The sequence below is a fragment of the Pantoea sp. ME81 genome, from assembly GCF_903970985.1.
GTDB classification, from domain to species: Bacteria; Pseudomonadota; Gammaproteobacteria; order Enterobacterales; family Enterobacteriaceae; genus Pantoea; species Pantoea communis.
Genome location: NZ_CAJCKS010000126.1, coordinates 1 through 13,901, shown reverse-complemented (window position 1 = coordinate 13,901; position 13,901 = coordinate 1). Strand labels below are relative to the sequence as shown.

Here is a 13,901-nt window from a genome sequence, read left to right as displayed (position 1 = left end):
ATCAGCACGCTTAAGAAGTTGACCGTCAGCGGCTAAATGTCCTGAAGGTAGTGATGCACGAGTACCGTTAAACCACTCAACCGCACCAAGAAAGTTATTCATAACACCATTGAGTGTTGCACCACTTGAACCACCACCAGCGGTTGCCGCTGTTAGCTGTCTTAGGGTAACGGCTTGTGCATCTTGCTGTGCGTCACCACCTAATGTTAGTGGGCCACTAAGTGCAGTAAAGGAAGTGATATCTGAGTTGATACCAGCACTTGCGTACTGTTTCCACGAAGTCCAGACACCTTGCACCATTACTCGTTGGTAAATCTGTGGGTTTACTGATGCTGATGTCTGCCCTATATGGAAGGCCATCTGTGAACAATAAGTAGTGCTGTAAGGAAGATGAATCATCGTTCCTGACTGCCCTGTAAATGGGCTGTTGGCAGTATTACTCGTATAACGGTAAAGACCGCTGATTGTGACCGTATTGAAGTCGGTAATAGTACTTAAAGTGTCTGCACCTAATCCAAGAGCCTTGATACCCAGGCTAACCAATGCATCATCTGATGTAGCAGCACCAGTACCACCATTTGCAAGGCTAAGAATGCCACTCACACCCGGTGTAATGTTGCTTGTACCATCAAAAGATCCAGCGGTACTACTCGCAAGATTGATAGTTACCGTTCTGGCAGTAGCTAATTTCGTTGCTGAAACAGCAAGACCCGTAGTATTACCTGTACCACCATTTGCAATTGGTAGTGTCCCTGTAACACCGGGGGTTATATTCGCTGAGCCATCAAAGCTAGCGGTAGAAGTACTGGCAAGGTTAGTTCTTACCGTTCTGGCGGTTGCCAGCTTCGTAGAGGAAGCAGCAAGTGTTGACGTAGGGGCATTACCGGTAATGTTGCCTGTACCGCCTTGTGTAACTGGTAAGGCATTGGTGAGGGTTAAACCATTAGCCTGTACTGTTCCGCTATATGTTGCATCTGTACCAGTTAGTGCTCCTGTTAGAGTACCGCCAGATAGAGGCAATGCTGATACATCTGATGCACTAAGGGTAATGTTGCTTGAAAGTACTTTCCCGTTGATGGTACGTGTTAGAGGTACATATAAAGCATCATTGGTTGCCTTTAATGGAACACTTAGCCAATCGTGATCGGTATTCTTGATATAAATGCCCAAGTTCCCCTCAGAAGGCATAGCCAACTGTGCGGTCTTATCACCACCATTATCAACGAAAGCAAAGCCACCAAGATCACCATTAATAGGATTATCAGCACGCAATGCAGGTACTTTGATAAAGCTGTTACCTGTAGGTGTTTCACTTTCGTACTGTGGGTACGTTTCACCATCAGAACCAATACCAAAATCACCTTGTTTCAATTGCGGTGGATCTTGTGCCGTACCCCTTGTAATGAGATCTTCAGCAACAAAAGTATAGGTACGGTTATAGACCTCATTCTGATCACCAGAATCGGTGTAACCACTGATATAACCATTAAGGATTACATAGTGCTGATCAAGCGAGTCCTGTGATTCATACAGGCTTACTTTGATTTGAAAATTAGTAGAATTTGAAAATGCATTATCAAGGAATTGATGTGAATCGTTAGTGGCAATGTAGTGAACTACAATACTAACTGAGTCGATACTCATGTTACCTGATAGTACTTGTACCCATTCATCATTGTACGTTTCCAACGATGTAGTACTTGAGTTTATTTTAACTTGGGGGAATGCACCAAGTTCATCGATGTTTTTATAAGTAACACTAGTTGGAATGTTGTTATTGGCATCGGTATTATAGAAGATGTAGGTATTTCCACCGTGGAAAATTGACGACATTTAATTACCTCGATATATAATTCATTTGAATTGTTAGCATCAGGGTATTTATGCCGCTTGTTACGTCGGTGTCGTCGGCTATTGAACTAACTGTAATAGTACTTACATTGATCTGCTTTTCTGTAACGAATGACTTTAGGAAATCAACTGTACGAACATGATCGTAAACTGTCGTCATTACTTCCTGTACTTTAGATTCATCCTTTGAAGTGCACATAACATCCATCGTGAGAGTACTATAGTTCTGCACTCCCATTGGTATGTTCTCATTTTGTTCTAATAGATTGGTTAGTACTAAAATGTACTCTGCCGCATCTTGATTGATAGTTGTCGCTTTTCTTACCTGAAAACCTAAAGAAAAAAGGGAATCACTGACATGATTCTTAATGGTAATTAAATTCATGTGCTGGACTCCCTGAAATAGACATTGATAATGCCGGATAGGTCATCAACAATGTTATAGACAACTTGTAGATTACCGCCGTACATGAAAGTACTTTGATAATTCATCAAGCCTGTTTTTGTTGTTAGGTAGGTTTCTTCTGTTTCAACGAATCCTTCAGGCGTATCGATTGCGACAGTCTGAGATTCGAAAATAACGGTAAGAGTTGAACCATCAGTAAGTACCAATGGCTCACCAAACGTTTCAATCAAGGCGTTTAACTGTGAAGAAGTAAACGCCCTCATGATTATGGCGTCACTGTTAGTACGTAGAATGATTCTTTACGAGCAACTTTAGTATCCATAGTCGCCCAAACACGTAGATACAAGCCACCACGATTACGGGAAGTTGTTGTATCGCGGTCTAGTTCTACATCAGAACCCCATTGTGCAATTACGATCTGGCTGAAATCACCGAGGATTACCTGACCGTCAGCAACTAGGGTACTTTCTACTACTGGAATCTCACCCGCTAGTAGTTGTGCGTCACCCTGGCCTTCAACGAGGAACTTAGCAGCGGTGTTACCCTTCACTACCTGCTTACGTAGGGTTGCACGGGTAGCAGGACTCATTACAGCAACAACAGTACCTGAAGCTACGTTCTTTGAACCAAGTACACCCATTGCATCTACTACAGAATCGAAATCAATGGTAGCAACAGCAGCGGTATTACCAGCGGCTACGGCTTCACTTACTACATTGGCCATAACATGCTTTTCGAGCTGAGAAGCAGCACCTTTGATCATTGCATCGGTAGTGTATCGTTCAGCCGCTGCACTTGATTTCATCATGATACGGGTTAGGTAAACTGAACCAGTAAAGTCTGAAGGTTCAAGAGTGACCTTCCCGAACGCCGGGGTAGCTTCTGGTGAAGTACCATCTTCTGCTACGAAACCGAATGAATCGGTGAAGTCTGCATTAAGTGCAGGTAGTGATAGCTTACCGTCACCTTCTAGACCTGAAATTACCGTAATCGGGAATTTAGCCAGGATTGAATTAGCACGAAGAATATCGATGTATGAATCATACGCGATAGTTTCTTGAATGAGATTTGCACCAGTAGTTGTATTGACTGCACGTAAAGCATTTGCAGGTACTTTAACGCCGCGAGTACCCATATCTAAGCCTTCAACTTCAGCGTCTAGGTTAGACATTGCACGAATGCTATTAGATAGAGAAAATTTATTTTCCATAATATTGTTATCATCCTTGATAGGTTGTTTCATTTGACGTTTGAAATCTTCAACGCTAATTCCTTTAGCAATTGCTTCAGATACGTCTATTTTGAGTACGCGAGCCATTCCGTTCAGTTCGGCAATGCGTTGTTCTTCATCTTTATTTATTAACTCAGTTACTTCAGACTTAACATCTTCGATAACTTCTTCAACAACTTGTGCTGATTCAGAAAGTACTTCCTCGACTTCATCAACTACTGCATGTACTTCATCTTGAAGTACTTCGGCAATTGGTTCTTCTGGTACTGGTTGTTCTGATTCTTCAGTACCTTCGGGTACTTCTAATGAACGACCTACACCAACAAAATCATCAGCAGGTACAGATACCATAGAGATTTCATAAGGGGCCCAATTAGTAACAATTAGGTTTTCACCATCGATTTCATAATCATTGATTTCATAGCCAACGGATACTTTACGAAGTACACCTTCTTTAACCTGTTGGTACTTCTCATCACCCATTCCAACACTTGAGAAACGTACTAAAGCACGCCCGATTTTGTCAGAATCAATATTGGCATCTTCAACAATGCCAATATGCTTATCAAAATCATGATTGAATAGCAGTGCTGCACCATTATTCAGACGTGAGAGATCTACGGCTTCAGAGGTATGAAGTAGAATTTCTTGGTAGTCCTTACCATTGATAGTACGAGTTACTGGGGATTCACTTGAGAATGCAATTAGTACTTCACGACTTTCATTATTTGTCGGTAGTGTCTGTACTCTCATCTCCCGCTTTTGTTTCTTCATCACTTCCATGTGATTTTTCTTCCTCAATTTGTTTAAACACTACATCTGGTGAATACCCCATTTCGTGAATAATTTGTTGTTTTGATTTAAGTCCAGCATCGAGTAATAGAATTTCATATTGGGCATCTTTAACCGGGTCTATTGAAATAGTCTTAACGGGAATGTAGTGAGCTACAACGAGATCATCAAAGTTGCTGAAACTGCCTAACTTACTATTATTTAGCAATTCATTAGCCAACCAGTTTGAGTAGATCTTTTTAAGTACCCGACTGATGAGTACATTACTTCTCGTTTTGAAAGTAGTTTGTTGTAATCTGTCTGCTAATTTGGCTGCCGAAAACGAAGCCTGGCTCGTATCCCCCATCAAATTCATTTTTGTAATACCTAATGACATACTAATTTGATTCATTAAGTTATTTACGAAAGAATCAATACCATCAACACCAGCATTCGGATTTACAGATTTAATATCTTGCCCTGGGTTCAGTTCATAGATGCTTCCTGCTTCTAAGTACTCAACGTTAAGACGTGTATCTTCACCCTCTTCCAGTTCATAATCAGTCTGATTAGCGTTAGTAATAAAGGCTGTAGTACTTGCCGCAACTTTCTTACTAACCAATGTTGCCTGAATGTATTCCTGTAGTTCCTGAAGTACTTTCTGACCAGCAAATAGATCTGGTATACCTCGTTCCTGATTAGGGAACTCAGGTATGTAGTAATGAATGATCTCATCAGCAGTAACACGTTCATACGAACCAGTATCAATCTGATACGTAATGGGGTTGTGGAGTGACCCCGTTCCCGTAGACATTCACTGTCCTCACGACGAGGCCTTTTCGAAGGCCTCTGGACTGATGCCTCCCAGGTGGCTGTGGCGTCGTGTCCGGTTGTAGAACACTTCGATATAATCAAAGATATCAGCCCGGGCCATATCCCGGGTTTTATAGATCCGCTTTCTGATGCGCTCTTTTTTTAGCGAACTGAAGAAGGATTCTGCCACTGCATTATCCCAGCAGTTGCCGCGTCGGCTCATGCTGGGTGACAGGTTATTAGCCTGGCAGAACCGTCGCCAGTCATCGCTGCCATACTGGCTTCCCTGGTCGCTGTGTACGATAACGGTTTCCTCAGGCCTTCGTCGCCAGACGGCCATCAGGAGAGCATCCAGCGCCAGTTCGCGCGACAGTGAGGGTTTCATTGACCAGCCCACCACATTGCGGGCAAACAGGTCTATCACCACGGCCAGATACAGCCAGCCCTGCCAGGTCCGTATGTAGGTAATATCCGTTACCCAGACCTGGTTCGGTTTAACGACTGTGAACTCCCGCTGTACCCGGTTAGGAGCAATGACTGACGGACGTCCCCATGCTCCTCGCGGGATTTTATAGCCATGTACGGCCTTGATTCTGTTCTGCCGCATAATTTTCGCTACCCTGTTTTTACTGCATACCTCTCCGATTTCTCGCAGGTCACTGTGGACCCGTCGGTATCCATAAACGCCGCCACTCAGGGTATAAGAGTCGCGGATAAGCGTCAGCAGTCGCTGATTATCCTGCTCTCCGGCTGATACCGGGCAGTGAAGCCAGACGTAAAAACCGGAACGGGCAACCTTCAGAACCCGACACATCAGTGTGATCGACCAGACCTGACGGTGATCGTTAATGAAGCGGTACTTTAGTCGGGCTCCCTTGCAAAGTACCGCGCTGCCTTTTTCAGGATATCCCGCTCCTCCTCAGTTCGCTTGAGCTGCGCTTTCAACCGGAGGATCTCCGTCCGGGCATCCAGCAGATCCTGCGCCTGGTGCCCGCTGGCATCAGGTTTTATAGAGCGGATCCATTTATAAAGGCTGTGTTGCGAGACGCCCAGGCGTTCAGAAACGTCGGCGACGGAATAGCCCCGCTCGGTGATCTGGCGGACGGCTTCTTCTTTAAACTCAGGGGTAAATCGTGGTGTGCCCATAGACTCCTCCTATGCTCAAAATATAGGGCAGATTTGTCTATGGGCTCGGGGTCACTCCATAGTACTTCAGAGCGGGCAATCACATTATCAAACTTACCCGTCTTCATTAGCTTTACTTCTTTTCCAGTACTGGAAGCAAATGCCATATTTGAATTATCATTAGCCATAAAGTACATCGCAGCGTTTAACATTACTGTTGTCTTTAATAGCTGGGCTGAAGATTGAAGTACTACTTTTCTGATGCGAGGATTTGTAATTATGTCTAGTGGTTCTTTTTGAAATTCAAATAAAGTAAGTCTTTGTCCACCCATCGGGCCATCTGGGAAAGTTAGATTAGCTTCACACCAATCGGAAGGTTTTAGTTTTTTAGGTGGAAGTATCTTCTGAACTGCCCTGTTCAGGATCTTCGTTAACTTGTCCTTGTTCATTTTCTTCCTCTGGCATCTCGTATTCATGAGTGCCAATTTCATTTAGTACTTTATCTATAAAGTCTGCTAGTTTCTGTTTTAGTTGTAGTGGATCCTCTGATTCAAAGAGTTCTAAGTAATGCTTCTGGGGGATTGTGCGAAGATAGTTTTTGAGTTGACTGAAGTACTCGCTAAGACTGGATTCTAAGTAGGATGTATCGACCACCAGTTCAAGCTGCTTGTTGAGTTCTAACTCTGCCTGACTTGCTTCTGCCTGTAGCTTACGTAGCTTCTCACGATCCATTTGCTCCCGTAGGTCTGTTTCTCGTAGCGGTTGTAATATGTTCTGAACTATCCATGCCCTGATATCTTGCTCTGGAAGGTTCATATCCAGCCCTTTTGGAATCCAAATTTGCCTTATGGTGGACTCATCATACCCATATTGCTTAGCTAGTTGATTAATGCTTATCGTTTTCATAAAATCCCTTTTTTATTATTTATGGTTGGCAAAATGGATTTTGATTCAGAGTTTAAAATTTTAGACAAAGCGATTTCTAGCTTCCTCAAAGATGAATTAATTAAGGACAAGCTACAGCTTATCCTCAAGCGTCCAAATAAGGATTGGGAAAAGTGGCTTCAGGTAGAATTAGAATATCATCTTGAAAAAAATTGTAGATGTGAGGCTAAACGTGAAGTGCCCGCAGTGCCTGATATGAGGTATCAAACAGGTAGGGTTGGGATTTTCGTTGATTTGTTAGTTCGAAATAAAAGATTCGAGAATGACCATTATATGTACATTGAGCTAAAATGCGATGGGACTGCTGATAGCTTACACAATAAAATGTTATTGGATGCTCATAAGCTACAATCTATAAAACAATCTCATCTTAATAAATCAGATTACAAAATGCGTTCGTATTGGTGCATAGGATTTTTTAGTAAAACTGAACACGTTTCCACTTATCAGATAAGAAATATTTTAAAGCAATGCCGTGACTACAAAACAGCTTGTAAGGTTGTTAATATATGCGTTTGTTCTGCTTCACCGGAAGATTGTGAGTGTCACGACATTGGATATATGATTTTTTAATTCGGTTCGGGTTGGGATTTTTTAGTCAGATATCTAAAAAATGACTCGATGCGAAACTGCACGATCTTCGTCGAACGTCGGAGAACCTAGCGAACACAAGAAATTTGATTTACAATACCCAAAATTTATTAAGGCTTTTCTTTCATGAAACTATCGGATGGTTTGTCTGTTCTCTACGTTACTGCTACAGGATACTTTTGTGCTTACTGTTTTCAGTTAGGTATTTTCTACCATTACAATATACCCACTGAGTTAATTAACATTACTATCCAAAGCATGTCATCATTTTGTTTCTTTTTAATATCAGTGCTATCAATATTCATAGGTCCTCTTTTGGACACCCCCATTACAATAGAGTTTAAAAACTTAAAGCCAATCACAAGACTGGCGATAGTGTATTTGGGGATGTTTCTATTCCTTACGCTTTCTGCGTTTCTATTCATACCTGATCTAAAACTTTACCATTTTATTGTTTTGTTCTTTACCTCCCTTCCAGTTATAGGCAGAGACTTTATTTTACCGATTTTATTCCGCAACGACTTAAGCATTATAGAATCGATTAACAAAGAATTTCACGACAACAGAACCAAACCTCGCCTAACGTTTTTAACTGCTGATCAACAATATTATTTTGTCTTGATGCATCGCTGTGTTGCACTGTCAATCCTCAGCCTAGTAATTGGTGGCCTTTATACTGTCATCCATAAAAACAACACTCTTTGCAATCAACAACAAGTATTGGCAACATCAGGTGATAGTGTAATCATCAAAGACAAAAATAATTTCAAAATAATATCAAATAGCCAATGTGAATTTTCTAAAAAGGAATAGCCATGTTCACTTCCTAGCATAAAATTATGCTAGGAACTTTGCTGGATTATTACTTTTAGATATCTAATCCGCTCACCCCTTCCAAGAACTCATGGTTAACCTGAGTACTGACACGTCGAGGTGCACGCTCTACATGGTCACTGTATAAGTGCAGATCTGCTATACGTGCTTCGTTGATTACGCATCCAGTACTAGACTGTTCATCAAAGTATGCCTTGTTGTAATGGCACTGACTCTGGAACTGCGGTCTGTAGTACTTCACCCCATTCCGTACACCTGCATCAAAGAGTACTACGGCCTGTTGGTCAACGTAGCCAACAAAGGCTTTATCCACCCATGAGTGATGCGAAGTACATGCTGTGATTAGAGCAATGATTGCTGCTATGAGTAGTTTTTTCATTTTTGTTATTCCTACATTAATTGTTGTTCTATGTGAGCAATACGCACGGATCGATACCTGCCAGTGTGAATGCCAGACACAATCAGGTGATTTGTGTATTTACTCATTTCATTCAGTACTACGGGGAATATGCCTTTATCCTTGTTCCCATTGGTGAATTGCTTATCGAGTACTAAACCGTCAAAGCAGCCTTGCATCACTCCTACAAGGTTTGTACGCATCACACTACCGAGATTACCGAGCCACACTTGGTAGTTAGTACACAAGTGTTGCAACAACTGGTTCTTACGCCCATGAATTAGGTTTGGGAAATTCTCGTAGATCATCAGGCGTATGAATGGGTACGTATCAAGTAACTTGCTTATGTTCGTTTCATGGTTGAGTACAGAAGCGATGCCGAAACCTATAGGCACTATCAGCAAGAGTTCATGCTGCTCTATGTATCCGGCCTTCCCCTCTATGAACTGAAGTAGCTCAATGAAGCCTTCAGTACTATCAATCAGCCCTTCAAGTTGTAAGCCGAAAATCTTGCCGTCTTCGTTGTGTAGCACCGTGCAAAAACCATCCATTGTTTTGATATCCGATTTGAATAGATGATCAATATTTAATCATTTTAGATATCAATGGAAGTACTGACAGCACTCAATGATCAACATAACGCATTGAAAATGATCATTTTTATTCTATTTTCACTGCCTGTGCTTGTAACTTCAAATACCACTGTATATCCTTACAGTAATATTGATTTGGTAGGGGGATTTGACTGTGGGAAACAAGAACGGGTTTAACCCTGCACAAACTAACGGCGTTCAGTACTTTACGACTACTGAACGTGTAACGGTACTTCACAAAGGCGGGTATCTTGAACGTATAGATCCCGGACAAGTAGTTTTAGTAGAGACAAAACGAGTTGGTGATCAGCGTATGTTTTGGTTCGGTCGGGTAACTGATACTGCATACTGGTTTGTGCTAGAGGAACCAGTATCTATCTTTGATGTAACTAGTTGGTTTTTACACCATCAGCAAATGATCGAAGCCCATGGAGGGGATATAGACAGGTTTGTAGACCAGTGTGAATTGCCGTTCTGATAGAACCAAACTAGATTTTTAGTACCTCTGGTAATACTGGTACTAACAATGAAAACAATATGCGTGCTACTACCTGTACTGGCACTTACTGCCTGTATGTCTAACCCAAAAATTGATGACCTGTCCTCTACACAGCGAGCTAAAGCAGCAAACATGCAGGTGCATGAGAACAACCCATACCCGCAAGCTAAAGTACTCAAGACGGTAACAGGGTTAAGCTGTAACCGTAATGCATATCAGCGTCAGGATGTGAGCCGTGATGAAGCACTTGAAGGTGTGAAGATACAAGCGGCTTTAGTCGGTGCAGATGCAGTAGTAAACAACATCTGCCAGAAGAACTCAGACACAGATTGGGGTAATAACTGCTGGGCTTCGGTGAAGTGTATCGGGGATGCGGTTAAGCTTTGAAGGATACGCCCATGAACCACGTGTTTGCAGAACAACGATGTTACGGTTCATGGGCGATTTGGTATATAGTACTGTTTTCTGGTCTTAATGGAAATGCTCTACATGGAAGCTCATAGCAGATTTAAACCTACTCTTAAAAAAAATCACATAAAAGTAAGAGCACAAGATTTAAAATACTTAAGAGATTTGCTTGATGACAAAAGAATTATGTGCGGTGACATTTTAGCGACACATATAGATGGAAAGTTAAAGGAATCCATCAATTACTTAAAAATCAAAGAAGCATATGCAAAAGCTCATGATATTAGAAAGTTCGAAATAGAACTTTATTGGAAGAGAGCAAATCATTTCTGGATATTTATGACTGCTTTGGCAGGTCTAGTCGGTTTTAGTATCAATTCAACACAACCATGGATACAAGCATTCTCTCCTGGACTAACTATTGTCGGTTTTGTTTTTGGGTTAGCATTCTATTGTGCAAATAAAGGGAGCAAGTATTGGCAGGAGAACTGGGAAAAAAACCTAGATAAGTTAGAGTACTATGTATCAGGTGATCTTTATAAAATCTCATTAGACATGATTGATATCAAACCATCAGTTAGTCGTGTGAACTTATATGTTTCTGTTGTAATTAACATCCTATGGGCAGTTGCTTTTATTTGGAATTTAATCTTCGTGAGTTACAATATCATTCCATACAAATACAATATATATTACGCAATATTATTTTCATCTTTCTTCCTTTACTCATGGTATATATCATGGGAAGCAATGACTGACAAGAACCCACTATTTAAAAAGATTTCAAAGAAGAAAAGACCAACATTCACGAAACGCCCTTTTTGACTTCAATCTTCCTCTCAATTGACAGGTCACTAATGATATTGATAAAAATATCATTAGACTTCCCACTTTAACCCCAGATCATTGGATTCACGGTCGTACATCTCTTTAAGAACATCAAGTGTGGTACGTTCTGGTGAATCCCAAGCTAGCTCTACGTACTGCACTTGTTCGCCATCCATGTAGTACGTGATGCCTTCCTCTGTATTCCTTAACTCAAATCTTCCTACCTTAAATGTATCAATCTTCATAGCATCCCCCGCAAACCTTGAGTACCTGTACGGCATTCATTACTTCATTTGAGTACTCTGTCAGTACTCTTAGTTCGAACAAAGCATCCTTAGTAGGGTTTAGATACGACCAGACATTGAGTACCTCTACCGTATTGCCATCCCTGTACTCAAGGCTGAATGAATCGGGTTCTGTAGTACTAATCCGTACTTGTGGTGTTACATACAAGAAGTAGTACTTTCCTTCGATATTGTTGTATTCGACTCTTAACATGTTATACCTCATTAGTTGTGTATGAGGTATTTATCATAGATCTATGAAAATCATTGATTTTGTGTTATTTAATGTTTTTTGGGTTAAGGGATAAGACCATGTTTAGCAAGGTGTGGAAAGTCTTTAAAGAAGTTTCTATTGGGATACTGTTAGTACTTTCACTGTGGCTCGTTGTTAATGGTGCATTGAAAAAATCAGAAGGTCATTTTGAGTTCGGTAACCTAATGGATTTTTTCAATACGATAGGAACCATTGCAACTGCTTTCATTGCTATGTATGCAATAAAGCAAGCACCGAACTGGATAAATCAGAAGAAAAATGAAGACTCATATACTTTAGTAAAAGAGTTAATACTCGATGATTATTATAAATTGAATTCTCACTGGACAGGGGTTAGTGCTCTAGCTCTCTACTTAGAAAGTAACATAGAATTAATATCAGATGACGTATCTTATTTTTGCACAGTTGATGAGTGCAATACTAATCTTGAGAAAATTAGAGACAGAACAATCACACCCGCTTTACTTAAACATAAATTAAAAAAACTCACCAAACTTAATTGCACATTAGAGCCTGAGATAATTCAATACCATGAAAAAATCCTGTTAGCTTATACTAGTGTGTTCAAATCAAACATGATGATCTGGACTGGAATTAAACGCACACTCACTAAAGCAGATTTAGAGGTAGAAGAATATGATGAATTCCTTGCAACTTTAAAAAAGCAAATCAAAAGGGTTGAAGATGGAATGAAAATAATGAGTCAAAACTACAAAAATATTGAAAACTTTAGTGATGACTTATCCAATTATTTTTCGATTAAGGTGAGTAAATAGTAATGTTTTTTATAAGGTAGGTACTCAAGCGTCCTTGAATACCTATTACATTACCTGCTCTAAAATCACCTCAAGTACTAGTAACTTCTTACGATCCTCATGAGTAACTGCTAGTTCTTCAAGGTTCAGTACTTCAAGGCCATCAATGAAGTACTGAACCTTCCGGCATCATCAGCCTTCAGTACTTCATATCTGTCTACGCTGAGACGCTTCATTGGCTGGCTTCGCTGGCAAGCTTCTTAAAGGACAGCTTGGTATCAGTACTTTCGCTTAGAGCATTGTCACTAAGGTAACTTGCATAGTACTTCTTCGTTATCGCGTTCATGGTTCCTTTCATTCCCATGTAGAACTGATTTCCATCATAGTTAGCGTTAAAAGGGTAATCCTGTGAGTACTCAGTACTGTATGCACGTAAGAAGGTATCGAGTACTTTCTGTTCTTCAGGTAAGTTCTGGTATTCCTCAGTATCTTTGATCGCTTTTGTGAGTTGCTTACTGCTCGTTTTGTATGTCTTACCATCTAACTGTACTGAATACTTCTTATCTTCCTTCTTTGCTGAAGTACTGGTACTTCCCCCAAGGCTTGTAATAACAGTACTTTCACTAATACCGTATTCAAGCATAATTTCACGAATCTTTTCTAAACCTTCAGATTCCTTATCCTGTCTGCTTAACTCTGCTTGGTACGCTTTAAGTTGCTCTTCGATTTGTGCACGTGTCATTTTGCTGAAGTTAGTAGTCATGATTATTTTCCATTATTAAAATAGGTGGCTGCGTTGTGTGTGATGCAATCTAACGGCTGAATAAAATAAAAACAAGACCTGACTAATGTAAATTTTAAATATTTTTTCATTCAATCCACCATTAAAATAAAAAGATAATAATAACAATGAATTACATTGCACTTTAAAAGATTACTTAAATTGCAGCGTTGATATATGGGTATCATTAACAATTAAAACCCATATTAGTACCTTATGTCTTTTTAGTAAGTACAATAAATTTCATGTAAGTTGCTAATTTCATAAAATACAACAAGTCGGGATTTAATGAAAATTAGTATACTATGTCGTCTTACTTTTAATTCTGGTACTTAACGTTGATAGGTATCAGTACTATCAATTCTGTAAAAGAGGTAAGTGCTCTAATGTTCCGTTACATGCTGCCGATAATCGTTGGGTACAATTTCATTTTAAGGAAGAACAATGAAGAACCCGATAACACAAGAAATGATCATGAATACCCTCGATTGGGCATACGAAAAGGCACTAACATC

The 13,901-nt window shown here is 40.4% G+C and carries 15 protein-coding genes and 1 pseudogene; 5 read left to right on the top strand and 11 right to left on the bottom strand.

The genetic code is table 11. The annotated features are described in order from the left end of the window. The 8 genes and pseudogenes from H7A81_RS19545 to H7A81_RS19510 form a co-directional block, all read right to left on the bottom strand. Window positions 1-1,833 (bottom strand): annotated as a pseudogene (locus H7A81_RS19545) (hypothetical protein); the annotation flags it as partial. Window positions 1,834-1,837: 4 nt separating this feature from the next. After that, window positions 1,838-2,236, bottom strand: coding sequence for a hypothetical protein (locus H7A81_RS19540; RefSeq protein WP_182058454.1), 399 nt, complete (start codon window positions 2,234-2,236; stop codon window positions 1,838-1,840). Beyond that, the gene (locus H7A81_RS19535; RefSeq protein ID WP_182058453.1) at window positions 2,233-2,520 is read right to left on the bottom strand and encodes a hypothetical protein; all 288 of its coding nucleotides are present in this window, start codon (window positions 2,518-2,520) and stop codon (window positions 2,233-2,235) included. The genes H7A81_RS19540 and H7A81_RS19535 overlap by 4 nt, the downstream gene beginning before the upstream one ends. A 2-nt stretch (window positions 2,521-2,522) precedes the next feature. Next, window positions 2,523-4,271, bottom strand: a complete 1,749-nt coding sequence (locus H7A81_RS19530; protein WP_182058452.1) for a phage major capsid protein — start codon at window positions 4,269-4,271, stop codon at window positions 2,523-2,525. Next, window positions 4,213-5,073 carry a phage portal protein gene (locus H7A81_RS19525; protein WP_182058451.1) on the bottom strand — a complete coding sequence of 287 codons (861 nt, stop codon included), beginning with the start codon at window positions 5,071-5,073 and terminating at the stop codon, window positions 4,213-4,215. Before H7A81_RS19525 ends, H7A81_RS19530 begins: the two co-directional genes overlap by 59 nt. A 9-nt stretch (window positions 5,074-5,082) precedes the next feature. Beyond that, window positions 5,083-6,167, bottom strand: a protein-coding gene (locus tag H7A81_RS19520; RefSeq protein ID WP_370529968.1) for an IS3 family transposase whose coding sequence is annotated in 2 segments (ribosomal slippage) — window positions 5,083-5,963 and window positions 5,963-6,167 — 1,086 coding nt in all. Because the reading frame shifts where the segments join, the coding sequence is not laid out codon by codon here. After that, entirely contained in the window at window positions 6,080-6,529 is a 450-nt protein-coding gene (locus H7A81_RS28010) for a phage terminase large subunit family protein (protein WP_370529967.1), read from the bottom strand. The genes H7A81_RS19520 and H7A81_RS28010 overlap by 88 nt, the downstream gene beginning before the upstream one ends. 55 nt (window positions 6,530-6,584) lie before the next feature. Then, entirely contained in the window at window positions 6,585-7,103 is a 519-nt protein-coding gene (locus H7A81_RS19510) for a hypothetical protein (RefSeq protein WP_182058449.1), read from the bottom strand. 33 nt (window positions 7,104-7,136) lie between these two features. On the opposite strand from H7A81_RS19510, the gene H7A81_RS19505 reads away from it, so the two are divergent. Together H7A81_RS19505 and H7A81_RS19500 are read left to right on the top strand one after the other, a co-directional pair. Next, a complete protein-coding gene (locus tag H7A81_RS19505; protein ID WP_182058448.1) occupies window positions 7,137-7,715 on the top strand; it encodes a hypothetical protein in 579 nt (192 codons plus the stop codon). Between the two features lie 144 nt (window positions 7,716-7,859). Further along, the gene (locus tag H7A81_RS19500) at window positions 7,860-8,546 is read left to right on the top strand and encodes a hypothetical protein (RefSeq protein WP_182058447.1); all 687 of its coding nucleotides are present in this window, start codon (window positions 7,860-7,862) and stop codon (window positions 8,544-8,546) included. 411 nt (window positions 8,547-8,957) lie between these two features. On the opposite strand, the gene H7A81_RS19495 is transcribed toward H7A81_RS19500, so the two are convergent. Beyond that, complete coding sequence (locus H7A81_RS19495) at window positions 8,958-9,515, bottom strand: hypothetical protein (RefSeq protein ID WP_182058446.1); 558 nt, start codon at window positions 9,513-9,515, stop codon at window positions 8,958-8,960. A 616-nt stretch (window positions 9,516-10,131) separates the two neighbouring features. On the opposite strand from H7A81_RS19495, the gene H7A81_RS19490 reads away from it, so the two are divergent. Then, window positions 10,132-10,443, top strand: coding sequence for a hypothetical protein (locus tag H7A81_RS19490; RefSeq protein WP_182058445.1), 312 nt, complete (start codon window positions 10,132-10,134; stop codon window positions 10,441-10,443). Window positions 10,444-10,545: 102 nt separating this feature from the next. Next, the gene (locus H7A81_RS19485) at window positions 10,546-11,289 is read left to right on the top strand and encodes a hypothetical protein (protein ID WP_182058444.1); all 744 of its coding nucleotides are present in this window, start codon (window positions 10,546-10,548) and stop codon (window positions 11,287-11,289) included. Between the two features lie 53 nt (window positions 11,290-11,342). Here H7A81_RS19485 and H7A81_RS19480 read toward each other — a convergent pair whose 3' ends face one another. Next, on the bottom strand, window positions 11,343-11,537 hold the full coding sequence (locus H7A81_RS19480; RefSeq protein ID WP_182058443.1) for a hypothetical protein: 195 nt from the start codon (window positions 11,535-11,537) through the stop codon (window positions 11,343-11,345). 351 nt (window positions 11,538-11,888) lie between these two features. Between H7A81_RS19480 and H7A81_RS19475 the strand changes: the two genes are divergently transcribed. Continuing rightward, window positions 11,889-12,626, top strand: a complete 738-nt coding sequence (locus H7A81_RS19475) for a hypothetical protein (protein WP_182058442.1) — start codon at window positions 11,889-11,891, stop codon at window positions 12,624-12,626. Between the two features lie 211 nt (window positions 12,627-12,837). Here H7A81_RS19475 and H7A81_RS19470 read toward each other — a convergent pair whose 3' ends face one another. Then, on the bottom strand, window positions 12,838-13,368 hold the full coding sequence (locus H7A81_RS19470) for a hypothetical protein (RefSeq protein WP_182058441.1): 531 nt from the start codon (window positions 13,366-13,368) through the stop codon (window positions 12,838-12,840). Window positions 13,369-13,901 lie beyond the last annotated feature (533 nt).

What these genes read in the sequence shown, in the direction of transcription:
- H7A81_RS19540 (WP_182058454.1), bottom strand. Translation starts at nt 2,236, where the DNA reads ATGAATTTAATTACCATTAAGAATCATGTCAGTGATTCCCTTTTTTCT.
- H7A81_RS19535 (WP_182058453.1), bottom strand. Translation starts at nt 2,520, where the DNA reads ATGAGGGCGTTTACTTCTTCACAGTTAAACGCCTTGATTGAAACGTTT.
- H7A81_RS19530 (WP_182058452.1), bottom strand. Translation starts at nt 4,271, where the DNA reads ATGGAAGTGATGAAGAAACAAAAGCGGGAGATGAGAGTACAGACACTA.
- H7A81_RS19525 (WP_182058451.1), bottom strand. Translation starts at nt 5,073, where the DNA reads ATGTCTACGGGAACGGGGTCACTCCACAACCCCATTACGTATCAGATT.
- H7A81_RS28010 (WP_370529967.1), bottom strand. Translation starts at nt 6,529, where the DNA reads ATGGGTGGACAAAGACTTACTTTATTTGAATTTCAAAAAGAACCACTA.
- H7A81_RS19510 (WP_182058449.1), bottom strand. Translation starts at nt 7,103, where the DNA reads ATGAAAACGATAAGCATTAATCAACTAGCTAAGCAATATGGGTATGAT.
- H7A81_RS19505 (WP_182058448.1), top strand. Translation starts at nt 7,137, where the DNA reads ATGGATTTTGATTCAGAGTTTAAAATTTTAGACAAAGCGATTTCTAGC.
- H7A81_RS19500 (WP_182058447.1), top strand. Translation starts at nt 7,860, where the DNA reads ATGAAACTATCGGATGGTTTGTCTGTTCTCTACGTTACTGCTACAGGA.
- H7A81_RS19495 (WP_182058446.1), bottom strand. Translation starts at nt 9,515, where the DNA reads ATGGATGGTTTTTGCACGGTGCTACACAACGAAGACGGCAAGATTTTC.
- H7A81_RS19490 (WP_182058445.1), top strand. Translation starts at nt 10,132, where the DNA reads ATGTCTAACCCAAAAATTGATGACCTGTCCTCTACACAGCGAGCTAAA.
- H7A81_RS19485 (WP_182058444.1), top strand. Translation starts at nt 10,546, where the DNA reads ATGGAAGCTCATAGCAGATTTAAACCTACTCTTAAAAAAAATCACATA.
- H7A81_RS19480 (WP_182058443.1), bottom strand. Translation starts at nt 11,537, where the DNA reads ATGAAGATTGATACATTTAAGGTAGGAAGATTTGAGTTAAGGAATACA.
- H7A81_RS19475 (WP_182058442.1), top strand. Translation starts at nt 11,889, where the DNA reads ATGTTTAGCAAGGTGTGGAAAGTCTTTAAAGAAGTTTCTATTGGGATA.
- H7A81_RS19470 (WP_182058441.1), bottom strand. Translation starts at nt 13,368, where the DNA reads ATGACTACTAACTTCAGCAAAATGACACGTGCACAAATCGAAGAGCAA.